The 23,745-nt window shown below is 70.5% G+C and carries 20 protein-coding genes, 1 tRNA gene and 1 pseudogene; 11 read left to right on the forward strand and 11 right to left on the reverse strand.

Annotated features, from left to right (window positions below; genetic code table 11):
- Positions 1 to 126: 126 nt before the first annotated feature.
- From ABZ208_RS15410 to ABZ208_RS15420, 3 genes are all read left to right on the forward strand, one after another.
- Complete coding sequence (locus tag ABZ208_RS15410; protein WP_356909972.1) at positions 127 to 3,570, forward strand: DNA polymerase III subunit alpha; 3,444 nt, start codon at positions 127 to 129, stop codon at positions 3,568 to 3,570.
- Positions 3,567 to 4,550 (forward strand): hypothetical protein, encoded by a 984-nt coding sequence (locus ABZ208_RS15415; protein ID WP_356909973.1) that lies wholly within the window; start codon positions 3,567 to 3,569, stop codon positions 4,548 to 4,550. Before ABZ208_RS15410 ends, ABZ208_RS15415 begins: the two co-directional genes overlap by 4 nt.
- Positions 4,551 to 4,745: 195 nt before the next feature.
- The gene (locus ABZ208_RS15420) at positions 4,746 to 5,630 is read left to right on the forward strand and encodes an alpha/beta fold hydrolase (protein ID WP_356909974.1); all 885 of its coding nucleotides are present in this window, start codon (positions 4,746 to 4,748) and stop codon (positions 5,628 to 5,630) included.
- A gap of 69 nt (positions 5,631 to 5,699) precedes the next feature.
- Here the strand turns inward: ABZ208_RS15420 and ABZ208_RS15425 are convergent, their stop codons facing one another.
- Positions 5,700 to 6,737, reverse strand: coding sequence for a lytic polysaccharide monooxygenase (locus ABZ208_RS15425; protein WP_356909975.1), 1,038 nt, complete (start codon positions 6,735 to 6,737; stop codon positions 5,700 to 5,702).
- 779 nt (positions 6,738 to 7,516) lie between these two features.
- Here ABZ208_RS15425 and fxsT point away from each other — a divergent pair.
- Positions 7,517 to 9,535, forward strand: a complete 2,019-nt coding sequence (gene fxsT, locus ABZ208_RS15430; protein ID WP_356909976.1) for an FxSxx-COOH system tetratricopeptide repeat protein — start codon at positions 7,517 to 7,519, stop codon at positions 9,533 to 9,535.
- A gap of 441 nt (positions 9,536 to 9,976) precedes the next feature.
- On the opposite strand, the gene ABZ208_RS15435 is transcribed toward fxsT, so the two are convergent.
- Positions 9,977 to 10,594 (reverse strand): TOPRIM nucleotidyl transferase/hydrolase domain-containing protein, encoded by a 618-nt coding sequence (locus ABZ208_RS15435; RefSeq protein ID WP_356909977.1) that lies wholly within the window; start codon positions 10,592 to 10,594, stop codon positions 9,977 to 9,979.
- 483 nt (positions 10,595 to 11,077) lie between these two features.
- Between ABZ208_RS15435 and ABZ208_RS15440 the strand changes: the two genes are divergently transcribed.
- Entirely contained in the window at positions 11,078 to 11,416 is a 339-nt protein-coding gene (locus tag ABZ208_RS15440; protein WP_356910059.1) for a DUF6281 family protein, read from the forward strand.
- Positions 11,417 to 11,567: 151 nt separating this feature from the next.
- Here ABZ208_RS15440 and ABZ208_RS15445 read toward each other — a convergent pair whose 3' ends face one another.
- Positions 11,568 to 11,705: a hypothetical protein gene (locus ABZ208_RS15445; protein ID WP_356909978.1), complete on the reverse strand. Its 138-nt coding sequence runs from the start codon at positions 11,703 to 11,705 to the stop codon at positions 11,568 to 11,570.
- A gap of 291 nt (positions 11,706 to 11,996) precedes the next feature.
- Here ABZ208_RS15445 and ABZ208_RS15450 point away from each other — a divergent pair, with 291 nt between their 5' ends.
- Positions 11,997 to 12,362 (forward strand): VOC family protein, encoded by a 366-nt coding sequence (locus ABZ208_RS15450; RefSeq protein WP_356909979.1) that lies wholly within the window; start codon positions 11,997 to 11,999, stop codon positions 12,360 to 12,362.
- Between the two features lie 132 nt (positions 12,363 to 12,494).
- Here ABZ208_RS15450 and ABZ208_RS15455 read toward each other — a convergent pair whose 3' ends face one another.
- Positions 12,495 to 13,181, reverse strand: a complete 687-nt coding sequence (locus ABZ208_RS15455) for a response regulator (protein ID WP_356909980.1) — start codon at positions 13,179 to 13,181, stop codon at positions 12,495 to 12,497.
- A gap of 176 nt (positions 13,182 to 13,357) precedes the next feature.
- On the opposite strand from ABZ208_RS15455, the gene ABZ208_RS15460 reads away from it, so the two are divergent.
- The 4 genes and pseudogenes from ABZ208_RS15460 to ABZ208_RS15475 form a co-directional block, all read left to right on the forward strand.
- Complete coding sequence (locus ABZ208_RS15460; protein ID WP_356909981.1) at positions 13,358 to 14,341, forward strand: tripartite tricarboxylate transporter substrate binding protein; 984 nt, start codon at positions 13,358 to 13,360, stop codon at positions 14,339 to 14,341.
- Between the two features lie 65 nt (positions 14,342 to 14,406).
- The gene (locus ABZ208_RS15465; protein WP_356910060.1) at positions 14,407 to 14,889 is read left to right on the forward strand and encodes a tripartite tricarboxylate transporter TctB family protein; all 483 of its coding nucleotides are present in this window, start codon (positions 14,407 to 14,409) and stop codon (positions 14,887 to 14,889) included.
- 2 nt (positions 14,890 to 14,891) lie between these two features.
- Positions 14,892 to 16,388 (forward strand): tripartite tricarboxylate transporter permease, encoded by a 1,497-nt coding sequence (locus ABZ208_RS15470; protein WP_356909982.1) that lies wholly within the window; start codon positions 14,892 to 14,894, stop codon positions 16,386 to 16,388.
- Between the two features lie 115 nt (positions 16,389 to 16,503).
- Positions 16,504 to 17,076, forward strand: a pseudogene (locus tag ABZ208_RS15475) (class I SAM-dependent methyltransferase); the annotation flags it as partial.
- A gap of 101 nt (positions 17,077 to 17,177) precedes the next feature.
- On the opposite strand, the gene ABZ208_RS15480 reads toward ABZ208_RS15475, so the two are convergent.
- Together ABZ208_RS15480 and ABZ208_RS15485 are read right to left on the reverse strand one after the other, a co-directional pair.
- Positions 17,178 to 17,660 (reverse strand): DUF402 domain-containing protein, encoded by a 483-nt coding sequence (locus tag ABZ208_RS15480; RefSeq protein WP_356909983.1) that lies wholly within the window; start codon positions 17,658 to 17,660, stop codon positions 17,178 to 17,180.
- Entirely contained in the window at positions 17,641 to 18,570 is a 930-nt protein-coding gene (locus ABZ208_RS15485) for a GNAT family N-acetyltransferase (RefSeq protein ID WP_356909984.1), read from the reverse strand. The genes ABZ208_RS15480 and ABZ208_RS15485 overlap by 20 nt, the downstream gene beginning before the upstream one ends.
- A gap of 82 nt (positions 18,571 to 18,652) precedes the next feature.
- Between ABZ208_RS15485 and ABZ208_RS15490 the strand changes: the two genes are divergently transcribed.
- Positions 18,653 to 19,027 (forward strand): GntR family transcriptional regulator, encoded by a 375-nt coding sequence (locus tag ABZ208_RS15490; protein WP_356909985.1) that lies wholly within the window; start codon positions 18,653 to 18,655, stop codon positions 19,025 to 19,027.
- A 54-nt stretch (positions 19,028 to 19,081) separates the two neighbouring features.
- Here the strand turns inward: ABZ208_RS15490 and ABZ208_RS15495 are convergent.
- From ABZ208_RS15495 to ABZ208_RS15515, 5 genes are all read right to left on the reverse strand, one after another.
- Positions 19,082 to 19,155: transfer RNA gene (locus ABZ208_RS15495), tRNA-Met, on the reverse strand.
- A 118-nt stretch (positions 19,156 to 19,273) separates the two neighbouring features.
- Positions 19,274 to 20,368, reverse strand: a complete 1,095-nt coding sequence (locus ABZ208_RS15500) for a DUF5925 domain-containing protein (RefSeq protein WP_356909986.1) — start codon at positions 20,366 to 20,368, stop codon at positions 19,274 to 19,276.
- Between the two features lie 161 nt (positions 20,369 to 20,529).
- Positions 20,530 to 21,330: a polysaccharide deacetylase family protein gene (locus ABZ208_RS15505; RefSeq protein WP_356909987.1), complete on the reverse strand. Its 801-nt coding sequence runs from the start codon at positions 21,328 to 21,330 to the stop codon at positions 20,530 to 20,532.
- Positions 21,327 to 22,334, reverse strand: a complete 1,008-nt coding sequence (locus ABZ208_RS15510) for a glycosyltransferase family 2 protein (protein ID WP_356909988.1) — start codon at positions 22,332 to 22,334, stop codon at positions 21,327 to 21,329. Before ABZ208_RS15510 ends, ABZ208_RS15505 begins: the two co-directional genes overlap by 4 nt.
- Positions 22,331 to 23,182 carry a glycosyltransferase family 2 protein gene (locus ABZ208_RS15515; RefSeq protein ID WP_356909989.1) on the reverse strand — a complete coding sequence of 284 codons (852 nt, stop codon included), beginning with the start codon at positions 23,180 to 23,182 and terminating at the stop codon, positions 22,331 to 22,333. Before ABZ208_RS15515 ends, ABZ208_RS15510 begins: the two co-directional genes overlap by 4 nt.
- Positions 23,183 to 23,745 lie beyond the last annotated feature (563 nt).

The following is a 23,745-nucleotide window of genomic DNA, read 5'->3' on the forward strand; positions in this document are numbered from 1 at the left end:
CGGACCTGCCGGACAGGGGCCGCGGGCCTGGCGTGGACGCTTCCCTCATGTGTCGCACGAATGTTCGAAACTTGGTCTATGGTGGAGACAGGGGGGAGGTGAAACGGTCTGATCCAGGAGGTGCGGGTGCCCGGGTTCACGCATCTGCACACCGTGTCCGGGTTCTCCCTGCGGTACGGGGCGTCCCACCCGGAGCGGCTTGCCGAGCGCGCCGCCGAGCGGGGCATGGACGCCCTCGCGCTGACCGACCGCGACACCCTCGCGGGCGCGGTCCGCTTCGCCAAGGCCTGCGCCAGGGAGGGCATCGGGGTACGGCCGCTGTTCGGGGTGGACCTCGCGGTGGCGGGGCGTACGCACCAGGAGGGGCCCGCCGAGCGGCGGCGCACTCCGGTGCGCGGCGGGGCGTTCATCGACGAATCCGCGCCCCGTACCGTCTTTCTCGCCCGCTCCCGCCAGGGCTGGGCCGAGCTGTGCCGGATGATCACCGCCGCCCATGCCGCGGACGACGGCAGCCCGCTGCTGCCCTGGTCCGACAATCACGGCGACGGGCTGAGCGTGCTGCTCGGCCCGTCGTCCGAGGTCGGCCGGGCGCTGACCGCGGGCCGGCCCGACCGTGCGGCGAAGCTGCTCGCGCCGTGGCGGGAGAGGTACGGCGACCGGCTGTGCCTGGAGGTCGTGCACCACGGCCGCGAGGGCACCGGCCCCGGCTCGCTGCGGCATGCCGCCCGTACCCTCGGCCTCGCCGCAGAGCAGGGTGTACGGGCCGTGCTGACCAACGCCGTCCGGTATGCCGACGCCGGGCAGGGCCCGGTCGCCGATGTCCTCGACGCGGCCCGCCGGCTCGTCCCCGTCGACCCGCGCAAGGGACTCGACAGCGGCGAGCGCTGGCTCAAGGACCCGGCCGCGATGGCTCATCTCGCCGACCGGGTCGCCCAGGCCGCGGGCCTGCGGCGCGACACCGCGCACCGGCTGCTCACCATGACGGAGGAGACCGCCGCCGCATGTCTGGTCGATCCCGAGGACGATCTAGGGATCGGCGCCGTCCACTTCCCTGAGCCGTACCTCGTCGGCGCGGAGCACCGCAGCGCCCAGCGGGTGCTGGCCTCCCGGGCCGCCGCCGGAATGGTGCTGCGCGGTTACGACGGCCGGCGCGCCTACTGGGAGCGGATGCACCACGAGCTGGACATCATCGCCCACCACGGCTTCGCCTCCTACTTCCTGACGGTCGCCCAAGTCGTCGACGACACCCGGAAGATGGGCATCCGGGTCGCGGCGCGTGGCTCCGGGGCGGGTTCCCTGGTCAACCATCTCCTCGGTATCGCTCACGCCGATCCGGTCGAGCACGGGCTGCTGATGGAACGCTTCCTGTCCAAGCGGCGGCACGTACTGCCCGACATCGACATCGATGTGGAGTCCGCCCGCCGGATCGAGGTCTACCGCGCGATCATCGGCCGCTTCGGCGAGGAGCGGGTGGCGACCGTCGCCATGCCGGAGACCTACCGGGTGCGCCATGCGGTACGGGACGTGGGCGCGGCGCTGTCCATGGACCCCGCCGACATCGACCGGATCGCCAAGTCCTTCCCGCACATCAGGGCCCGCGACGCCCGCGCCGCGCTGGAGGAGCTGCCCGAACTGCGGGATGTGGCAAAGGAGCTGAAGGGCCACGGGAGGCTGTGGGATCTGGTCGAGTCGCTGGACGCACTGCCCCGCGGCGTCGCCATGCACCCGTGCGGAGTGCTGCTCTCCGACGCCTCGCTGCTCACCCGTACCCCGGTGGTGCCCACCAGCGGCGAGAGCCTGCCCATGTCGCAGTTCGACAAGGACGACGTGGAGGAGCTCGGGCTGCTCAAACTGGACGTCCTGGGGGTGCGGATGCAGTCGGCGATGGCGCATGCGGTCGCCGAGGTGCGACGGGCGACGGGCCGGGAGGTGGACCTCGACGACCCCGCTCAGGTGCCGCCGGGCGACCCGGACACGTACGCGCTCATCAAGTCGACCGAGACGCTGGGCTGTTTCCAGATCGAGTCGCCGGGCCAGCGTGATCTGGTCGGACGCCTGCAGCCGGAGACCTTCCACGATCTGGTCGTCGACATCTCGCTGTTCCGGCCGGGTCCGGTCGCGGCCGACATGGTGCGCCCCTTCATCGAGGCCCGGCACGGACGTGCGCCGATCCGCTTTCCGCACCCGGATCTGGAGGGACCGCTGAAGGAGACGTACGGGGTGGTCGTCTTCCACGAGCAGATCATCGAGATGGTGAACCTCATGACCGGCTGCGGCCGGGACGAGGCCGACCGGGTGCGGCGCGGACTCTCCGACTCCGAGTCGCAGGGGAAGATCAAGGTCTGGTTCGCGCAGCATGCGGAGGCGAGGGGGTACACGCCCGAAGTGATCGCCCGCGCCTGGGAGATCATCGCGGCCTTCGGGTCGTACGGCTTCTGCAAGGCGCACGCGGTGGCCTTCGCCGTGCCGACCTATCAGTCGGCGTGGCTCAAGGCGCACCACCCGGCGGCCTTCTACGCAGGACTGCTCACCCACGACCCCGGGATGTATCCCAAGCGACTGCTGCTGGCGGACGCGCGGCGGCGCGGGGTTCCGGTGCTGCCGCTGGATGTGAACCGGTCGGCGGTCGCCCATCGAATCGAACTGGTGTCCGATGGTGGCCGGGATGTCTGGGGACTGCGGCTCGCGCTCGCGGACGTCCATGGCATCAGCGAGGCCGAGGCGGCGCGGATCGAGGCCGGGCAGCCCTACTCCTCGCTGCGGGACTTCTGGGAGCGGGCTCACCCCGGCCGGCCCGTCGCCGAACGGCTCGCCCAGGTCGGCGCGCTCGACGCCTTCGGCGCGAACCGCCGCGATCTGATGCTGCACCTGACCGAACTCCACCGCGGCCGGCGGGGTGCGGGCGCGTACGGAAGCCAGCTCCCTCTGGGCGACGGACGGAAAACGGCTCCGGTCGGACTGCCCGACCTGGGGGACACGGAACGCCTCAGCGCCGAGCTGGGTGTCCTCGGCATGGACGCCTCCCGTCATCTGATGGGGGATCACCACGCCTTCCTGGCCGAGCTGGGAGTGGTCTGCGCCCAGCGGCTGCGCGCGGCCCCGCACGGGCAGACGGTGCTGGTCGCGGGCGCGAAGGCGGCCACTCAGACACCGCCGATCCGGTCCGGCAGGCGGGTCATCTTCACCACCCTCGACGACGGCACCGGACTGGTCGACCTGGCCTTCTTCGACGACAGCCACGCCGCGTGCGCCCACACCGTCTTCCACTCCTGGCTGCTGCTGGTACGCGGGGTGGTGCAGCGGCGCGGACCGCGCAGCCTCAGCGTGGTCGGTGCGGCGGCCTGGAACCTGGCGGAGCTGGTGGAGCTGCGGCGTACGGGCGGACTCGACGCGGTCGCGGCCCGGCTGGCGGCCCCGGAGCCGGAACCGGAGGCATCGTCCGACAGCGGCCGCCGTATCGAACTGCCCACGGGCTACCAGCTCAACCCCTGGGCGGATCTGCAGCCGCCGGGTGAAAAGGCCGCCACCGGAAGGAAGTTGTGGCACCAGAGTCCAGGGAGCGCCGGATGATCCTCTGCGTACGCTTTCTGCTTCCGCCGCCCGGGTCCGCGGCAGGCGGGGCCGAGACGCTGCTGCCCGCGCTGCTCGGTCTTGCCGAGGGCATCAGCCCCGTCGTGCAGGCGCTGCCGCCCGACGCCGCGCTCATCGACGTCCGGGGCGCCGAACGGTACTTCGGGCGGGACGCGGCCCAACTCGCCTCGCTGCTGCGGGTGCGGGCGCTCGCGCACTGCGGCGTGGACTGTGTGGTCGGGGCCGGTCCGGGGCCGATGCTGGCCAGGATGGCGGCCCGGGCCGCCGAGCCCGGTACGACCATGGTGGTGACGGAGGACGAGGCCGTCGGATTCCTGGCCGACAAGCCGGTCGCCGCGCTGGACGGGGTGGGCCGGGCGACGGCCCGCACCCTGTGCGACTACGGTCTCGACTCCGCCGGCCGCGTGGCCGCCGCGCCGCTCGCCGTGCTCCAGCGGATCATCGGCGCGCGGGCCGGGCGCGAGGTGTGGGAGCGGGCTCGCGGCATTGACCGCACGACGGTCGTCCCGAACGCCGTCTCCGCCTCGATCGCCGCCCAACGAGCGTTCTCTCACGACGAGTTGGACCAGGTGCACCATCGCAGGGCGCTGCTCTCGCTCGCCGGGGAGCTGGGCTCCCGGATGCGCGGTGAGCGCCAGGTGTGCCGGTCGCTGACCCTCACCGTGCGCTACGCCGACCGGTCCACGACCATCCGCACCCGTGCACTGCGCGAGCCGACCGCCCACTCCGTGGCGCTCACCGACGCGGCGTACGCGCTCCATGGGTCGCTGGGTCTGCAGCGGGCCCGGGTGCGGAGCCTCGCACTGCGCGCCGAAGGGCTGACGCACGCCGAACAGGCCGCCCGGCAGCTGACGTTCGACCCGGCGGACGAGCGGGCACGCCGGATCGAGGCGGTGGCGGACCGGGCGCGGGCACGGTTCGGGCCGCGGGCGATCGTGCCGGGATCGCTCGCGGCGTAAAGAGCGGGGGAAGCGGGTCCCTGTCCGGAAGCCCGGCATCCGGTGATGTCCTTGTTGCTATTGACGAAAAGTCAATTCTTTACCGACGCGTAACTTCCCAAGGCAGGTTACTCGACCGTAGGTTGTCGTGAGCACAGCAAATCTATGTGCGAATCCAGCCATCGCAACTCCCTTGAGCCGCAAGGAGACCGATCGATGCTGCCCTGGAAACGTGCGCTCCGGCCTTTGTCAGCCCTGCTGCTGGCCGTAGCCCTCGCTGTCACCCCGGCCGCCACCGCCACCGCGACCACCACCACCGCCGCTTCCACCGCTGCCGCCCCCAGCAGTGGCTGGAACGACTACTCCTGCAAGCCCTCCACCGCCCACCCGCGCCCTGTGGTTCTTGTACACGGAACGCTCGGGAACTCCATCGACAACTGGCTCGTACTCGCCCCGTATCTGGTGAAGCGCGGCTATTGCGTCTTCTCTCTCGACTACGGACAGCTCCCCAACGTGCCCTTCTTCCACGGCCTCGGCCCTATCGACAAGTCGGCAGAACAGCTCAAAGCGTTCGTCGACAAGGTGCTCGCCTCGACCGGCGCGGCCAAGACCGACATCGTCGGCCACTCCCAGGGCGGCATGATGCCGCGCTACTACCTCAAGTTCCTGGGTGGCGCGTCCAAGGTGAACGCCCTGGTCGGCCTCGCGCCGAACAACCACGGCACGACGCTCAACGGGTTCACCGAGCTGCTGCCGTACTTCCCCGGCGCGGAGGACCTGATCAGCACCCACACCCCCGGACTCGCCGATCAGATGTCCGGCTCCGCCTTCATGACCAGACTCAACGAAGGCGGCGACACCGTGCCGGGCGTGCGCTACACCGTCATCGCCACCCGCTACGACGAGGTGGTCACACCGTTCCGCTCGCAGTATCTGAACGGGGCGAACGTGCACAACGTCCTGCTCCAGGACCTGTGCCCGATCGACCTGTCCGAGCACCTCGCGATCGGCGTCTTCGACCTGATCGCCTACCACGAGGTGGCCAACGCCCTCGACCCGGCGAACGCCAAGCGCACCACGTGCGCATCCGTCTTCGGCTGACGGGTGACGGACGGGACTGCCGTCCGCTCCCCCCGGAGCGGACGGCAGTCCCTTGTGCAGTGTGCGACATCAGCGGGCGTGCCGGCCGCCGCCCGCCGATACGGCCCTGCGACGCGCCGTGCCGAACAGCGCCGCAGCTCCGATCGCCAGCGCGGCCGCGCCGCCGACCGCGAGGTACGGCGTGCTGCTGTCGCCGCCCGTCTTGGCGAGGTTGTCGCTGCCCGCCGCGGGAGCGGAGCCGGCCCCGGCGCCATCGGCCTCGGCGGGCTCGGCGGCGGCGTTCGCCTCGGGCGCGTTGCCGCCGCCCTCGCCGCCCTGTGCCGCGTCGTCCTTGCCGCTGCCTGCGCCGTTGCCGTCGTCGGGACCGTCGCCACCGTGGCCCTCGTGGTCGACCGTGGACTGCTCGGCGCCCTCCTCGATCTCCTCCTCGGTGGGCGCGGAGGCGGTCGGCGCGGGCGCGCCACCCCCGTTGTCCTTGCCGAAGACCACGTCGGAGCAGGTGTAGAAGGCCTCGGGCGAGTCCGAGCGCTGCCAGATGGAGTAGATGAGATGGCGGCCGGACTTCTTGGGCACGATGCCGTTGAAGACGTAGGCCCCGTTCTCCAGCTTGGGGTCCGTCACCTTGGCGAACGGCTTCTCCTCCAGATCCGACCACGTCAGCGGCTTGGCCGGGTCGTAGCCGTCCTTGGTCAGGTACAGCTCGAAGGACCCCTTGTGAGGTGCGGTCGCCTTGTACGTGAAGGTACGGTTGCCGGCGCTCATCGGCGAGGACGGCCAGTCGGCGCGCGGCAGATCGAGCCCCTTGTACTTGTCCCGCCCGGCGCTGCACAGCTTGCCGTCCGGGATCAACTGCTGGTGGTTCCCTGCGGCGTTGGCGATGTTGACTTCGTTCCAGTCGTAGAAGGCCTGCGTACCGCCGGCCGCGATCGCCGCCTTGCACGCCGCCGACCTCGGGTTCTCCGGCCCCTCGGCGAAGCAGGCGGACACCCGGCTGACCGGGTCCGTCATCGAACCGTGTGCGGACGCCGGCGCGGTGGCCAGCCCGGCCAGCGCGAGCGGCGCGAGTCCGAGTGCGGCGACCGTGAAGGCCTTACGGCGAGCGGTCATGGTGACGTTCTCCTTCAAAGCGGCAGAGAGGGGGAGAGGGAGCCCGGTTCGAGGCGGGCGGCGCGACCCTCCCCAGGACTGCGGCGCCGACTGCTCGAACCGGCCCCGGCGAACTGCAAGCTAGCCGCTCGGGACGGCGAAATCGCCTGCTGGGAGGGGGTGATGGCGATCCTTATGGTCCCTTTAAGGAGGCGGTAAGGAGGACCTGAGGAACACTGCGGAGCGCACACGCCCGACCACGTGGTTCGGGGCTCCATCGTCTGTGGCCGTCCATGGGGAGCCGGCTCGTGTCGCCCCGGTTGGCTCCCGGTCGTGCCCGGACTGCTTCCCGTCTGAGGTGTGACTTCAGCCATGGGGGTCCGAGGCTGTCTTACGGGCTGATTGGACAATGGGGAGACCCACTGAGCAGGAGGAGAGCGTGGCTCACGCCGAACGACGGCACGAATCCGCAGGCTGCTGACGAAGTCAAGAAGCGGGTAGAGGCGCTGGGTTCAGGCAGATCGCGGCGTGATTGGGCACCCTTCTGAAAGAGCGTTCTGTCCCTGCGGGTGCGTTGGGTGACTCGCAGGATCAACGGGGCTGTCTGCCGTAGATCTGAAGCTGCGGAGACTGCGGGCGCCGCCGCGTCGGTCGACCAGGTTCTGTCTTTTTGGCCAGCGTCGGATCCGTGCTGCCGGTCCGCTGACGTCGGTCGATTCCCCTCGGGTCGTACGGCTCCTGGGATAAGATCACGCTGGCTGTTGATCGTTGAAGGTCACCGTCATACCGAAGAGGGAGCCATGTGGCGAACACTGGCCAGCGCGGTGGCCGGTTTGCTCGTGCTGTTCGTCGGCAGTCTTGCCTTCAACGCGGCGTCCGGCCAGAGCCGTTGGCCGGGGCCGCTCGACTTTGTGCGGGTCCACCCGTGGGTGGTGCTCCTCGTCCTGATACCCATGGCATTGATCGGACTGTGGCAGGCGCCGCGCCGCGACCGTGCGCAGGTCCCGCCCGCGCCCATGGCGTACCGGCTGCCGCCGCGCAACACCAACTTCACCGGCCGTGACGCCACACTGCGGGAGATGCGGCAGCGCCTCACCTCGATGAACGACGTCGCGACGCTGGCCGTGCACGGGCTGGGTGGCGTCGGCAAGACCCAGCTCGCGGTCGAGTACGCGTACCGCCACCTGTCGAAGTACCGGTTCGTCGGGTTCGTGGATGCCGAGCACCCCGATCTGGTGGCGCGGCAGTTCGTATCGCTGGCCGACGAGCTGGGGCTGACGGAGGTGAACTCCGGCCAGGCCATTCCACGGGTGTATGGCAAGCTGCAGGATCGCAGGCCCTGGCTGATCATCTTCGACAACGGGGAGAAACCCGGCACGCTCACGCACGCGCTGCCGTCGGGCGGTCCGGCGGGCAACGGCCATGTCATCGTCACGACCAGGGTGAGCGGCTGGTCGAGCAGAGCCGACGTCATCGACCTGGACGTGTTCACCAGGCGGGAGTCGGTGGAGCTGCTGATCCGGCGGGTGCCCGGCATGAGCGAGGAGGTGGCGGACCGGATCGCCGGACAACTGGGGGATCTGCCGCTGGCGTTGGAGCAGGCGGTCGGGTACATGGACTACAACCACACGGCGCCCGAGGAGTACCTGTCTCTGCTGACGTCGCGGCTGGAGGACATGATCGGGCAGGGCGAGCTGACCGACCGGCCTGCGGTGGTGGTCGCGACCCTGTGGCAGCTCAGTGTGCGGAGGCTGGAGGCGGAGCAGCCCCAGGCGGTGCGGCTGCTGGAGCTGTGTGCCCTGCTGGCGCCGGAGCCGATCCCGCTGGACTTGTTCACCGGCAGCCCCGACCTGCTGAACGTACCCGCAGCCGACCCGCTGGCATGGGACACGACGGTCGGCGCCCTGGCCGGTCTGGGACTCGCGAGGCGTGGGAACGCGTCCCTCGTGCTGCACCGGCTGGTTCAGGCCGCCGTCCGGGCCGCGATGCCGGACGCGGTGCACACGGACGCTCGGGTCCGGCTGTGTCGTGCGCTGCTCGCGGCCGTGCCGCAGGACATCCACGCCGACCCGGATGCGCGGCCGCGATGGCAGGAACTGCTCCCGCACGTCATCGCGGTGACCAAGGACGATCCGCCGGCCGAGTGCGCCGCGGAGACTGCGGTGCTACTGAGGCTGGCGTCGGAGTTCCTCATCCAGATCGGGGACTGCTCTGTCGCGCTGCCCCTGTGCGAACGTGCCCTCGCGATCGACGAGTCGCTCGACGGCCGGGACGCGGAGGTCGGCTTCGACCTGATCACCCTGGCGCAGATCCACCAAGACCTCGGCGCGCCGGAGAGGGCACGCCCGCTCGCGGAGCGCGCGCTGCGCCTGCACGATTCCTGCCTGCCGGCGGACAGTCCCGCCATCGCCACGGACCTTGCCACGCTGGCGCGGATACTGTGCATTCTCGGCGATCACGAGGCGGCGCGGCCACTGGCCGAGCGAGCGCTGCGGATCGACGAGGCGGCGTACGGCCCGCACGATCCGTACGTGAGCTTCGACCTGGTAGCGCTGGCGAACGTCCACGTCGACCTCGGCGACCACGCCACGGCCGTGCCGCTGATCGCGCGGGCGCTGCAGATCCGCGAGGCCAGTTACGCCTCGGACCACCTGTACATCGGGTACGTCCTGCTGTTCCAGGCCCGAGTCCTGCACCACTTGGGCGACCCGACCGCAGCGGACCTCGCGCGCCGGGGTGCCCAGATCCTGCACACCCGGCTGGGCCAGACCCACCCCAAGACCGAGGATGCGTTCGCGCTGGTCAACCGTCTGCGTTGACGACGCCGTCTTGCTGATGGCCCCGGCCGCCGCGGCGTCGGCGGCATCCACAATTCTGGTGCACCTCGGAAGGGCGGTCCGGCGGAAAGCGGAACTGCACCCGTTAGCCAGGGCCGTCCCCCGACCTGCTGCCAGAGGCGGAAGCCGCGGGCCTGTTCCGTGAAGTCCCGGAACTCCGCGGCCCGCTTCATGCCGTCAGTGATGCGTCCCTGGAACTCCCGTCCTTGCTGGTCACAGTGGGCGCGACGGTGCCGATCCTGCGGACGAGTGTCAACGCCGCAACGGCCTGCGAGTGACCGTCGTTGACCGCTCGATCTGGCACACGGACTGTCCCGACACCGCAGCACATGGCACGCTGCCGTCATGGCCGGCGGGCGTCGTCGGAACAGCTGCGAAGGCGCGTTGACCGCGCCTTCTGCCGAGATTGACGTCGCCCAGCGGTCAGAGGCTGGTGAGCAGGCCGTCGAGTGGGGCGGGTACGCCGTCGGGGTCGAGGGCCTCGACGAGGACGCGGCCGTAGCGGATCTTGCGCCCCTTCTTCGTGCCGAGGAAGCGCCGCAACTGCTGCTGTGAGGTGCGACCCTGCTGTGCGGGCTGGCGCAGGAAGGTCTGAAGGGCGCGCAGGTCGCCCTCCGCCCGGACGAGCTCCTCCACCCGTGTCACGCCCAGCGCGCGGATGAGCTCGTCCTCCAGATCCGCCGCGCAGGCGAAGAACCCTTGCTCTGCTGCACCGGCCCGCTCCAAGCCGCGGGCGTAGTAGCGACGCTCCGCCTCGTCGCACAGTCCCGTGAGGCGGAGGCCCAGGCCGGCTGGGCCGAGGAGGCGGGCGAAGCGCCCGACGTTCATCGCACCGCCCATCGACAGGAGGCAGACTCCTTCGGCCGCCAGGTTCCGGCCGCGGCTCGCGGCCAGCGCGCTGACCGCTGCGACGTCGCTCGGCCCTTCGAGCAGGACGGCTGCCCGGACGGGCAGCCGCGCGGCCAGCTCGCGCGCGGGGTCACCGGGGCCACCGGCCGCCCACGCGGTAACCGCATCCTGGAACGATCCCATGTCAGCCACGAGACGAGTCTCCGCTCTTCCCGGCCACCACGGTAGGGAATTTCCGCCGGCGTACCGATCGGCGGTGAGCAGTCGGGCCCGACGGTCCGACGAAGGCTTCGTCGCGTGGCCGGCGGAGCCAGGCCCGGAACGGTGGCGGAGCGGCACCATGGAGAGGGGCCACCGGAAGCAGTTGCGTCCAGTCATCGAGGACGGCGCAGCAACCATGGATGAGATCGTCGGAGAGCACAAGGATTCCAACCGGTGACCGACGATTTGACGAGGGGTTTGACGAGGGGTTTGACAGCGAACCCGGTCCGGTCCGGCCAGTCGTCAGCTCAACGACCAGGTTCGCTGCATCTACCACTCGTTCCTGTGCTCGACGAGGGCCAGGACGCTCGGCAATGGAGACGTCCTTGGTCTCCGGAGCATCTACTGGAGAGGGCACCCCCTATGAGCTGGGCCGGACGATGTTCAGGCGTGCTACTGGCGGCCGCCGTGATGATGTCAGCAGTCGCATGCACGGACAGCAGCAGTGCCGAGGGGGAGGGGTCCTGCGCCATTCGGTTCACTTACCAGGGCCGCACCTATAAGGATGTTGCAAACGTGGACTTCACGGTCGGCCAGGAGGTTGGCACCGCGACCCAACCACCTTGTGATGACACCGGCGGCCAGGACGAGGGTGAGGAGTCGCCGATCAAGGAGATTGCCTACAGCGTCGAAGGCGTGTCGCCGAAGGTGGCCATCGCAGTGGGGGCCACACCCGAAGAAGCGAAGTTCGTGGCTTCGTACTCCGGCAATGAGCTCCCGCCCGAGGTGCAGAAGCTGATCGGCGGATCATGATGTGGTGCGCGGGACGTTACTGAGGGAGCGAGCGGCATCCAGCGCACCCGACTCGGGCCGTCGCGTGGTCCCGATCAGCGGTTGAGATGAGTCATCGTCCGTGCTCGAGCCATCCGGTACTTCTTCTCCAGCTGTGCTGACGCGAGCAGTGTTACGGGGTGGGGAGCCCGTAGAAGAAGACCGTGATGAATGCCGCCACAGGAATGACGAGAGCAACGGCGAGCCCTGCCAGGCATCCGAACGTCGTCAGCCGGGCGCTGGTTCTCGCATCGTCGTCGCTCTCGTGCATTCCGGTATTCAACCGGCCTCGATCCGCTGCCGCTACCCCTGTCCGCTACCCCTCTCATGCCCCTGGCCAGGGACGTCGAAGGACGGCGTACTCACGGGCCGTTCATCCAGGACGTGCTGGATGCGGTCGTCCGCGATGGTGTGGAGCCATGAGCGGAACTTGACCACCCAGTGCGAGACGCCATCAGTGGCGGTGCCCACCGCTGGAGTCCTCCGGTCCGCATGCAGGGCCGTGATCGCGGTCGTACCGTGGGACCGGCAGCAGTGACCGTACGGATGGCAGGAGCCCGCGATGGCCGGAGAGATCTCCTTCTTCGAACTGGGCGTGGGCGACTTCGAGCGGGCCCGCACCTTCTATTCCGGACTCTTCGGCTGGACCTTCGACGCCGGGGCGACCGACGGAAGCGGGTATGTGATCCGGACGCCCAATGTCCCCGGCGGGGTGCACGGCGGGGACCCGGGTGCCGGGGCGTATCTGTTCTTCAGGGTCGACGACATGATGGCGGCGATCGCACGCGTGCGCGAGCTCGGTGGCACCGTCGACGACATCGATGTGGGCGGCGACGAGGAGACCGTCGCGCGGTTCGGCCGGTTCCAGCTCTGCCACGACGATCAGGGCTCGCCCTTCGGTCTGCACGAGCCGCCCGCGGGGGGATAGCAGCGGGCACGGCCGGGCATGGGAGCTGAGCCGCGGGCGGTGATCGGCAGCCCGTGGGGTCGGGTGCGCGCGGGGCGCCGTCGACCCCGCTGCGTCGCATGCGCCGGCGGCAGAGGCCGGCGGGCGCGCGCGTCAGCCGACGAGACGGTAGCGGCGCTCCGGCCGGCCCGTGCCGCCGTAACGCAGCGTGACCTTCACCCGGCCCGTTTCCACGAAGTACTCCAGATAGCGGCGCGCGCTCACCCGTGACAGTGAGCCCGCCTCGGCACACTCCGACGCCGACAGATCACCGGCGTGCTCCCGCAGGATCCGGTCCACCAGCTCCGCCGTGTGCGCGGCCAGGCCCTTCGGCAGCTCGCGTGAGCCCGGCGGCCGGGTGCCGAAGATCCGGTCGACGTCCTCCTGGCGCGCCTCCTCCAGCTGGTCGAGACGGGTGCGCAGCGAGGCCACATGGCGAAGCTGCTCCTGCAGCGCCGCCTGGTTGAACGGCTTGATCAGATAGTGCAGCGCGCCCGCGCGCAGCGCCGAGCGGACCGTACCCGCGTCCCGCGCGGCCGTGATGAACAGGACGTCGGCCGACGGCCGGCCGTCCCCGTCGCGCTCCTCAGCGGCGCGCAGCTCGCGAAGCACGCTGATCCCGTCCATATCGGGCAGATAGACGTCGAGCAGGATGAGATCCGGTCGCAGCCGCTCCGCGGCGCGCAGCGCGTCCGCGCCGCTGTGGGCCACCCCGACGACCCTGAACCCCTCCGTCGCGGACACATAGCGGCTGTGCAGTTTGGCGACCATGAAGTCGTCGTCCACCACCAGGACGTTCACCGGGAGTCACCTCGGGGGTCCGGGGGCCGTCCCCCGGCAGAGCTCAGCGTCACGCCGACACGCTAGGCCGCGACCACAAGGACCACAACGTCCGTTGATTCCGGAAGAGAGACAGCTTCTTAACGCGCAGGCAACATGTGGGCCACTTCACAGCTCCCACAACGAGAGGCGTTCTCGTGCGTTTGCGCACTCCCCTCGCCCTGCTCGGGGCGGCATTGCTCGTGCTCGTCGGGCCGCCGTTGCTCACCGCGGGCAGCGGCGCCGACGCCGGCACGCAGATACCCGGCCTGCGGTTCATGGTCCCCAACACACCCGGCGGCGGATACGACATCACCGCGCGTACGGCGGCCAAGAACGCCGAGGACGCCGGACTCACCCGCAGCATCGAGGTCTTCAACCTGCCGGGCGCCGGCGGCACCGTCGGCCTGACCCGCCTCGTCGGCGAGCACGGCAACGGCAAGCTCGCCATGTCCATGGGCCTCGGCGTCGTCGGCGCCGTGCACACCAACAAATCGCCCAGGACCCTGGCCGACACCACACCGATCGCCCGGCTCACCGAGGAGCAGGACATCGTGGTCGTCGCCAAGGACTCCCCGTACAGGACCATCCAGGACCTGCTCGCCGCGTGGAAGAAGAATCCCGGCAAGCTCCCGGTCGGCGGCGGCTCCTCGCCCGGCGGGCCCGACCATCTCGCGCCCATGCTGATGGCGCAGGCAGCCGGGATCGCGCCGAAGTCCGTCAACTACATCCCCTTCGACGGCGGCGGCGAACTGCTCGCCTCCATCCTCGGCAACAAGGTCGCCTTCGGTGTCTCCGGTGTGGGCGAGTACCTCGACCAGATCAAGTCCGGAGAGCTGCGGCTGCTGGCCGTGACCGGACCGGAGCGGGTGCCGGGCCTCGACGCCCCGACCCTGCGGGAGGCCGGACTCGACACCGACTTCACCAACTGGCGCGGCATCGTCGCCCCGCCCGGCCTGTCCGACGCCGAGCGCGACAAGCTCGTCGGCCTCGTCCGCCAGCTCCACGACTCCCCGCAGTGGAAGGAGTCCCTGAAGAAGAACGGCTGGGACGACGCCTTCCTCACCGGCGAGAAGTTCGGTGACTTCCTCGACGAACAGAACAGAAACGTCGACCAGGTGCTGAAGGAGCTCGGGCTGTGACCACTTCAACCCCCACCCCCGCCGCCACACCGACGGGCAAGGCCGGCCGTCCCTGGCAGGTCTGGCTGCGGGAGCACTCCGAACTCGGCGTGAGCGTCCTGTTGTTCGCCATCGGTGCGCTCGTCCTCACCGACGCCCTGACCATGGACGTGGACATCACCCAGCGCGGACCGATCGGACCGAAGACCGTCCCCGTCGTCGTCGGCACCGGCCTGCTGCTCGTGGCCGTCCTGCTTGCGGTCGACGTGCTGCGCGGCGGCCGGGGCGAGGCCGAGACCGGCGAGGACATCGACCTCGGCGGGCCGAGCGACTGGCGTACCGTGCTCCTGCTCGCCGGCGTCTTCCTCGCCTTCGCCGTCCTGGTCGGCCCGGTCGGCTTCCCCGTCTCCGGAGCGCTGCTCTTCTGGGGCGCGGCCTTCGCCCTCGGCAGCCGCCATCCGCACCGCGACCCGCTGATCGCCGCGGTCCTCGCGCTGGTCACCTACTTCGTCTTCAACAACCTGCTCGGCGTTCCCCTGCCGGGCGGGCCGCTGATGGGAGTGCTGTAGTGATGGACTCTCTCAACTCCCTGCTCGACGGGTTCGGCACGGCGCTCACCCCCGTCAATCTTCTGTGGGCCGCGATCGGTGTGCTGCTGGGTACGGCGATCGGCGTACTGCCCGGCATCGGCCCGGCCATGGCCGTGGCGCTGCTGCTGCCGGTCACGTACGGGCTGGAGCCGACGGGCGCGTTCATCATGTTCGCCGGCATCTACTACGGCGCGATGTTCGGCGGCTCCACCACCTCGATCCTGCTGAACACCCCGGGTGAGAGCGCGGCCGTCGTAGCGGCCATCGAAGGCAACCCGATGGCCAAAGCGGGCCGCGGCGCACAGGCGCTCGCCGCGGCGGCCGGCGGCCACTTCGCCGGTGGCATGATCGGCACGATCCTGCTGGTCGTTCTCGCCCCTGCCGTCGCCGAACTGGCGGTCGACATCGGCGCACCCGACTACTTCGCGATCATGGTGCTGGCCTTCATCGCCGTCACCTCGGTGCTCGGCTCCTCCCGCATCCGCGGGCTGGCCTCCCTGCTGATCGGCCTCACGCTGGGCCTGGTCGGTCTGGACCAGATGACCGGCCAGCAGCGGCTCACCTTCGGCTCCCTGCAGCTCGCCGACGGCATCGACGTCGTCATCGTCGCCGTCGGCCTCTTCGCCATCGGCGAGGCGCTGTGGGTCGCCGCGCATCTGCGCCGTACGGCGGGAGAAGCCATTCCGGTCGGCCGGCCCTGGCTCGCCGGATCCGATGTGAAGCGCACCTGGAAGGCCTGGCTGCGCGGTCCCGTCATCGGTTTCCCGTTCGGCGCGATCCCGGCCGGCGGCGCGGAGATCCCGACCTTCCTGTCGTACGTGACGGAGAAGCGGCTGTCCAAGCACAAGGACGAGTTCGGCAGGGGAGCCATCGAGGGCGTCGCCGGACCCGAGTCGGCGGCTTCGGCCTCCGCAGCGGGCACGCTCGTCTCGATGCTGACGCTCGGCCTGCCGACGACCGCCGTGGCGGCCGTGATGCTCGCCGCGTTCCAGCAGTACGGCATCCAGCCCGGACCGCTGCTGTTCGAGCGCGAACCCGACCTGGTGTGGGGCCTGATCGCCTCGCTGTTCGTCGGCATGGTGCTGCTGCTCGCCCTCAACCTGCCGCTGGCACCGGTCTGGGCGAAGCTGCTGCGCATCCCGCGGCCGTACCTGTACGCGGGCATCCTCTTCTTCGCCGCGGTGGGCGCGTACGCGGTCGGCGGCGAGGCGGTCGACCTGGTGATCCTGCTGATCATCGGCCTGATCGGGTTCGGCATGCGGCGCTACGGGCTGCCGGTGCTGCCCGCGGTGATCGGGGTGATCCTCGGCCCGGCCGCCGAACAGCAGCTGCGCCGGGCACTGCAGATCAGTGACGGCAGTGTCACCGGGCTGGTCAACACGCCCTTCTCGGTGACGGTTTACGCGGTGATCGTGATCCTGGTGGCCTGGCCCTGGTTGAAGAGGCTGTTCGTACGGCGTCGTACGGAGGCGTCGTGACCCACCGGCCCTTGTGATGCCGTCCGCCCCTGGCCCGTATGCGGCCGGGGGCGGATGCGCGTCATGAGTCCGCCGGAGACGGCCCGTTGTCAGTGGTGGCTGCGACGATCGACCCATGACGACGATCGACTGGGACAGGGCCGCGGACTCCTTCGACCAGGAGCCGGACCACGGGCTGCTCGACCCTGCCGTCCGCCGGGCCTGGGCGGAACGGCTGAAGCGGTGGCTGCCCCGGCAGCCGTCCGATGTGCTCGACCTCGGGTGCGGTACGGGCAGCCTTGCGCTGCTCGCCGTCGAACAGGGCCACCGGGTGACGGGAGTCGACCTCTCGCCGGAGATGGTCGCTCGAGCACGCGCCAAGCTCGCCGGCACCGACGCGGACATACGGGAAGGGTCCGCCGACCGGCCGCCCGTGGGGGATCGCCGCTTCGACGTCGTCCTGGCCCGGCATGTCGTCTGGCTGCTTCCCGATCCCGAGGCGGCTCTGCGGCACTGGGCCTCGCTGCTGCGGCCCGGCGGGCGGCTGGTGCTGGTCGAGGGCGTGTGGGGCGGCACGGGGCTGCCGGCCGCACGGCTCACCGCAGCGCTGACGCCGCTCGCCGACCGGGTCGACCACGAGCGGCTGTCGGGCGATCAGGCGCTGTGGGGCGGGCCCGTGGACGACGAGCGGTATGTGCTGGTGGCCCGGCCTGCCCCGCAGCGCTGAGCCCTCGAGCGAACCGGCCGCATACGCACCGGACCGGGCCCGGCCGGACCGGGCTCCGGGCTGGGGGGCGACGGCGCTGCTGATCAGCCGAGGAGTTCGGTGAAACCGCCGCGACGGGCAAGGAGTTCGAGTTCATCGAGCGCACACAGGGCCTCTTCGGCTGCCGCGGGGTCGCGGTCGGCGAGGCCGCTCTCGGCGAACTCGTCCTCGTCCAGGCGCAGGATCTCCTTGCCGTCCGCCGACACCCAGAGGTCGAGGTCCAGGTCCTCGACGGACAAGGCACCACCGTCGAGTACTGCGGGCCGGGTGACGTCGCAGTACCAGCCCTTCAACGTGCCCTCACCGGTGCGGACTTCCTTCACCGCGTACCAGCGGTCGCGCCAATAGTGCTCGGTGAACACATCGCCCGGCTCGAAGCGTACGAAGCCGAAATCGCGTGCACCCTCGCCCGCCCACGGCGCGCGGACCACCAGATGGGTTCCGTCGTCCGTGAGCAGCTCGGCGACATAGCGGATCTTGGTCCGGCCTGCCTTGAGCAGGACCACCTCAAACGAGTGTGCGGACATGACGTACCTCCGTCGCGCAGATCTTGTAACCGAACCATGTGTTGATGGCCAGCATGGGGCCGTTGTCGGCGTCATTGCTGGTGAACGCGTCCGTGTAGCCCGCCGCGCGGGCGCGCCGCAGCGAGTCCGTCTTGGCGAGCTTCGCAAGACCGCGGCCGCGGTGGGCGCGCAGAGTGCCGGTCATGCCGGACATGTAGCGGGTGCCGCCGTCCGACTGCGCGGCGGTGAAGGCCGCGACCTTGCCGTCCACCAGCACGACCGTGCTGAGCACACGGTCGAGCAGCGGGTTGTTCCAGGTGTGGCTGATCCATTCGTCGTAGTCGTCGAAGGCCATGCTGATGTCGCCGGGCTCGTCCGAGGTGGCCTCGGCATCGGCCCGGTACATCGGCCGTGGATCGGCCTCGAAGTCCGCGGCGGTACGCAACTCGACGCCTGCGGGCAGCTCCGGCAGTGGGGGCAGCGTGCCCTTCGCCAGGTCAAGATGCTGGAAGTGGGCCGGGCGGGTCGGCCGGTAGCCGCGCTTCTCGGCGAAGGCCCGGGACTCGGGGTTGTCCATCACCCAGGCGTACACGTTCGCCGCGCCTTCGGCCGCCAGATGCTCCTCGGCGGTGCGGAGCAGCAGCGATCCCGCGCCGAGGCCGCGATGGTCGGGGTGGACCTGGGGGGTGGCGTAGGACTGGCCGGGCTCGGTGCTGTCGTACGCGATGCCCACATGGGCCGTGCCGACGATCTCGCCGTTGTGCTCGGCGACCAACAGCCGGTACTTCTTGGCGGGGTTGGCGGTCCGGACGCCGAAGAGGAGGGACTCGGGGGTCGTCACCTCGAAGGGGATCGAAGCTCGGCGGGCCCGCGCCACGGCTTGGGCGTCGTCGGCATCCTGGGCACGGAAGTCACGGACGATCACGGTCATGAGGCCGCACGTTACGTGGGGGCCCGGCGCGGCCGCCTCCCATTTTGCGGCGGTGCGCCGGGCAGTGGGGGAGAATCGGGCCGTGACCTTGAAGATCGTCATTGACACGGACTCGGCGACCGCGCCGTACGAACAGCTGCGCGCCCAGGTCTCGAGCCAGGCGCGCTCGGGCCGGCTGCCTGTCGGCCACAAGCTCCCGACCGTCCGCGGCCTCGCGGAGGAACTGGGGCTCGCGGCCAACACGGTGGCCAAGGCGTACCGCGCGCTGGAGTCGGACGGGGTGGTCGAAACGCGCGGCCGCAACGGCACGTTCATCGCAGCGGCGGGCGACGCCGCGGCCCGCGAACTGGCAGCGGCTGCCCAGGCTTTCGCCGAGCGCGCCCAGCGGCTGGGCGTTCCGCAGTCGGCCGCGCTGGCGGCGGCGCAGGAGGCGGTACGAGCCGTGTACACGCGGTAGCTCCCGCAGGGGGGAAGGGCCCGGCGCCTTGGCGGCGCCGGGCCCTTCCTTCAGTGGCCGGGGCAGGATTTGAACCCGCGACTTCTGGGTTATGAGCCCAGCGTGCTACCTAGCTGCACCACCCGGCGGAGACCCACGTTACGGACCTTCGCCCAGGCCCCGCAAAGGAATTACGGTGCCCGGCAGCAGCTTGCCTCCTCGTCGGCCGTGTCCAGAGGCGGAAAGCCCGGCAACGCCGGCCGGGCCCTACAGGTACAGGCCCGCGTCCGCGCCCGCCGTCTGGGTCGGGACCGACGCCGGGGTCGTGCCGCGGCGCAGGGCGAACAGTTCGGCCAGGGTGGCGCCTTCGCGGCCCACGCCCTCTTCCGTGCCCAGCCACGCGATCGCCTCCGGCCGCGTCAGCGGGCCCACCTCGATGCGGGCCAGACAGCGGCCCGGGCGGACCACCGCCGGGTGGAGGCGTTCCAGGTCCTCGTTGGTCGTGATGCCCACCAGGACGTTACGGCCCTGGCCGAGGAGGCCGTCCGTCAGATTGAGCAGCCGCGACAGCGCCTGGCCCGCGGTGTGGCGGGCCTCGCCCCGGATCAGCTCGTCGCAGTCCTCCAGAAGCAGCAGCCGCCAACGGCCCTTGGACGTCCCCTCGTCCTCACCGATCGCGATGTCCATCAGATAGCCGACGTCGTTGAACAGCCGCTCCGGGTCCAGGACGCAGTCCACCTGGCACCAGTCCCGCCAGGACCGCGCCAGCGTCCGCAGCGCCGAGGTCTTGCCGGTGCCCGGCGGGCCGTGGAGCAGCAGAAGCCGGCCCGCGATGTCGTCCGGTGTCACCTTCATCAGCCGGTCCATCGCGTCGGCGACCGGCGCCGTGTAGTTGGGCCGCACCTCCTCCCATGTTCCGGCGGCGATCTGCCGGGTGGTGCGGTGCGGGCCGCGGCGCGGCGAGACGTACCAGAAGCCCATCGTGACGTTCTCGGGCTGCGGCTCCGGCTCGTCGGTCGCGTTGTCCGTCGCCTCCTTGAGCACCGTCTCGGCGAGGTCGGCGCTGACCGCCGTGACGGTCACATCCGCGCCGCGGTTCCAGCGCGAGATCAGCAGCGTCCAGCCGTCGCCCTCCGCGAGCGTCGCGCTGCGGTCGTCGTCGCGGGCGGCGCGCAGCACGGTCGCCCCGGCGGGCAGCATGGTCGCCCCGGGCTTGACCCGGTCGATGGTGGAGCTGTGGGAGTACGGCTGCTCGCCCTTCGCGAAGCGGCCGAGGAACAGCGCGTCGACGACGTCCGAGGGCGAATCGCTGTCGTCGACGTTGAGCCGGATCGGCAGAGCGTCCTGAGGGTTGGCAGACATGCGCCCATGATCGGGCACGGGATCGGCCGCCGCACCGTCTTTTGCCCGGTGCGGCGCCGGGGACGTGGCGCCGCACCGACCGTGCGACGGCCCGCTGCCCGGCCCCGCAGAGGGGGCCGGGCCCCCGCCGGGCTCCCCGGCGGGGGACCGGGAGGCGGTACTCAGCCCTCCGCCCGGGTGATCAGCGCCGCCGCCCGCCGCGCCCGGCGCACGACGGCGTACCCCTTGGTGAGCGCCCGGTCCTTCGCGAAGGACCGGGCGATGGCGCGCCCTTCGACCAGCCGCTCGAACTCCACTGCACCGGTCGTACGCCTCACGGTGAGGCGCTGGAGGGCGTACGGCCCCTGACGGTACGCTGCCGGCCTGTTGCCGACGGCCAGCGACTGCCGGAAACCGGCCGCCCGTACGGCCCTGCGCACCCGCCGGTTCGAGTAGCCGAACGGATAGGCGAACGAGACCGGTTCGGCCCCCATCTCGTCCGCGACGATGTCCCGGCAGCGGGACGTCTCGTACCGCAGCCGCTCGCCGGACAACTGGTCGAGCTGGGGATGGGTGTGGGTGTGGCCGCCGATCTCCACGCCCGCGGCGGCCAGTTCCCGCACCTGGTCCCAGTCGAGCATGGTGTCGAGCGCGCCGCCCTCGTCGTGGGCGCCGCGCAGCCACCCGGTCGATACGAACACGGTGGCCGCGAAGCCGTGCTCGGCGAGGACGGGGAGGGCGTGCCGGTGCACGCCCTCGTAGCCGTCGTCGAAGGTGATCAGCACGGGCCGGGGCGGCAGCGGCCGGCCGCCCGGCCGCCACGCGTCGCCGAGCTGCGCGGTCGTCAGGGGAGTGAACCCCCGCGTGCGGAGCACCGCCATCTGCGCGGCGAAGGCGTCGGGACTCACCGACAGCCCGTGCGTGGCCGCGGCCGGCCGGTGGCTGACGGCGTGGTACATCAGGATCGGCACCGGCCCCTTCATGGTGCCGCTCCCTCGACCGGTCCCGACGAGAACGTCACCGCACCCGCGCGGGCCCGGACACTCCCCACCACATAGCCGCTCGCGGCCACCGCCACGCCCGCGACGATCGCGCCGGCCCGGCCCGCGCCGCCGCGCCGGCCCAGCAGCGCATCGCGCAGCCCGCGTGCGACACCGGCCGGCAGCACCCGGGTGGTGTAACGGCGTTCGGACTCGAGCCCCTTGCCGGCTCCGACGCTGTGCGCCACGAGCGCCTTGGACAGTCCTTCCGCGTACGTACGGGTACGGAAGTAGCCGAACCGCTCACGCCCGGCGGGGACCCGGTGGTGGATGACCGCCCGGTCGTCGATCAGCAGCACCGCGTCCGGTACGGCCCTGGCGAGCCGGATGCACAGCTCGGTCTCCTCGCAGCCCAGGGGCCGTTTGTCGCCGTCACGCCCGATGCCGGTGGCGAAGCCGCCCGCGGCGTCGAACGCGCTGCGCCGGAAGGAGGCGTTGCCGCCGAGGACGTTGCGCACCCTGACCCTGCCCGGCGGCAGGCCCCGGTAGGTGCAGCCCACGACCCAGTCGAACTCCTCCGGGAACCACGCCGGCCTGCCGCCCGACGCCCAGGCGGGCTCGGTCCGCCCGCCGACGGCCATCACCCGCCGGTCTGCGTATCCCGCGGCGAAGTACCGCAGCCAGTCGCGCTCGGCCACGGCGTCGTCGTCGAGGAAGGCCACGAACGCGCCGCGTGCCGCGGCGATTCCGGTGTTGCGTCCGGCGGACAGGCCGCGGGGGCCCGCATTGGCGAGCACCCGCACCTCCTGTCCCTCTTCCTTGTACTGGACGCGCAGCCGATCCAGCAGCGCCGGATTGTGGTCGACCACCAGCAGTGTCTCGAGAGCCGGCAGGGACTGGCGCCGCACCGAGTCGACAGCCGCGAGGATGTCCTCCCATCGGTCCTCGGTGTAGACACAGATCACCACGGAGAACCGTTCCCCGGCGGCCCGGCCGGCGTCCGTCAAGAGACTTCTCCCCGGGGGATGCTGACGCCCAGTGCCGAATGCCGGCGCGCGGCGGAGGCTGTGCCCCGCCGGGCGCGCTTCGCTCGCTTCTCCTTGAGGATGACCCTCAGCACCCGCAGACCGTCCCGGACGGCGCGGAGGTTGCTGACGCCGTGAATGCGCAGGTACTCGTGGCTCGGCACCTCCTGCACCCGCAGCCCTGCCTTGACCACGCGGATGTTCATCAGCGTCTCGATCTCGAATCCGGTGCAGTCGAGGGTGATCTTTTCCAGGCAGTGCGCCCAGAAGGCGTTGTAGCCGTAGCAGAGGTCGGTGTAGCGGGCGCCGAACTTGGCGTTGACGACGGCGCAGAGCGCTCTGTTGCCGAGTCTGCGGATGGCGGTCATGTCGTCGGTGCCGCCGCCGTTGGCGAACCGGGAGCCCTTGGCGAAGTCGGCTCCGGAGACCAGGGCGGAGACATAGGAGACGATCTCCGAACCGTCGGCGGAGCCGTCGGCGTCGACCATCACGATGATGTCCCCGGTGCAGGCGGCGAAGCCGCTGATGAGGGCGTCGCCCTTGCCCTTGCCGAGCTGCTGGACGACCTTGACGTCCGGCCACAGTTCGCGGGCGACCTCGACGGTGTCGTCGGTGGAGTTCCCGTCGACCAGAACGACTTCGTGGATCCAGTCGGGCAGGCTCTTGAAGACGTACGGGAGATTCTCCGCCTCGTTCATGGCGGGGATCACCACGCTCACGGGCGGAGTGATCGCGAGGTGCGAGGAGATGGGCCGGTACCTGACGGATATGCGGCCGATGTCGTTCACCGGATCTTGCCCCGGCGCCGCCGGGTGCAGGACTGAACTCATGACTGTGTTCCCTCTCTCCACCGGTGGACCGCCCGCCCCCGGGCAGCCCGGATGAATGTCCGGTTCGAAAGGGGGGTTGTTCTCATCCGCCCATGCGGGAAGCGCTCTCCGTGCTGGCTGGACGAGTCGGCATCACTGGCCGCGCGGCACGCCTCGAATCGATCGGATCGAGCGCGGAACCGACACGGCACCCCCCTGCCGCACCCTGCTCCGGATCCATCGCGACGCTAACGCCCTCCCCTGAGCCGCTTTGCATGATGGACCGTTGCGGGTGGATGTATGACGGTATTGATGATGAGGACTGTATGGCAAGAGGTGGGCCATGACCCCGCTTTTTTGCTTTTTTCATGATGATTGGGCGATCGCACGTGGAACATCCCGATCACTGTTTCTTGATCCCTTTTCTGCATTGATCGATTGAATGACCAGTTCCGGATGAGTCCTCCCGCTCGGTCCGCCTGACGGTGTGACAGGTCGATCTCGGGATATCCCGGGAAGATCCTCCCGAAAGTCTTGGCATGGACACTTCCACTGAAGTGTCCTGACTGCTACCAAAGTTGTGG

The sequence above is a fragment of the Streptomyces sp. NPDC006208 genome (assembly GCF_040613775.1).
Classification (GTDB): domain Bacteria; phylum Actinomycetota; class Actinomycetes; order Streptomycetales; family Streptomycetaceae; genus Streptomyces.

What these genes read in the sequence shown, in the direction of transcription:
- ABZ208_RS15480 (WP_356909983.1), bottom strand. Translation starts at nt 17,660, where the DNA reads ATGTCCGCACACTCGTTTGAGGTGGTCCTGCTCAAGGCAGGCCGGACC.
- ABZ208_RS15470 (WP_356909982.1), top strand. Translation starts at nt 14,892, where the DNA reads ATGGACTCTCTCAACTCCCTGCTCGACGGGTTCGGCACGGCGCTCACC.
- ABZ208_RS15505 (WP_356909987.1), bottom strand. Translation starts at nt 21,330, where the DNA reads ATGAAGGGGCCGGTGCCGATCCTGATGTACCACGCCGTCAGCCACCGG.
- fxsT (WP_356909976.1), top strand. Translation starts at nt 7,517, where the DNA reads ATGTGGCGAACACTGGCCAGCGCGGTGGCCGGTTTGCTCGTGCTGTTC.
- ABZ208_RS15425 (WP_356909975.1), bottom strand. Translation starts at nt 6,737, where the DNA reads ATGACCGCTCGCCGTAAGGCCTTCACGGTCGCCGCACTCGGACTCGCG.
- ABZ208_RS15515 (WP_356909989.1), bottom strand. Translation starts at nt 23,182, where the DNA reads ATGAGTTCAGTCCTGCACCCGGCGGCGCCGGGGCAAGATCCGGTGAAC.
- ABZ208_RS15450 (WP_356909979.1), top strand. Translation starts at nt 11,997, where the DNA reads ATGGCCGGAGAGATCTCCTTCTTCGAACTGGGCGTGGGCGACTTCGAG.
- ABZ208_RS15485 (WP_356909984.1), bottom strand. Translation starts at nt 18,570, where the DNA reads ATGACCGTGATCGTCCGTGACTTCCGTGCCCAGGATGCCGACGACGCC.
- ABZ208_RS15440 (WP_356910059.1), top strand. Translation starts at nt 11,078, where the DNA reads ATGTCAGCAGTCGCATGCACGGACAGCAGCAGTGCCGAGGGGGAGGGG.
- ABZ208_RS15445 (WP_356909978.1), bottom strand. Translation starts at nt 11,705, where the DNA reads ATGCACGAGAGCGACGACGATGCGAGAACCAGCGCCCGGCTGACGACG.
- ABZ208_RS15420 (WP_356909974.1), top strand. Translation starts at nt 4,746, where the DNA reads ATGCTGCCCTGGAAACGTGCGCTCCGGCCTTTGTCAGCCCTGCTGCTG.
- ABZ208_RS15415 (WP_356909973.1), top strand. Translation starts at nt 3,567, where the DNA reads ATGATCCTCTGCGTACGCTTTCTGCTTCCGCCGCCCGGGTCCGCGGCA.
- ABZ208_RS15500 (WP_356909986.1), bottom strand. Translation starts at nt 20,368, where the DNA reads ATGTCTGCCAACCCTCAGGACGCTCTGCCGATCCGGCTCAACGTCGAC.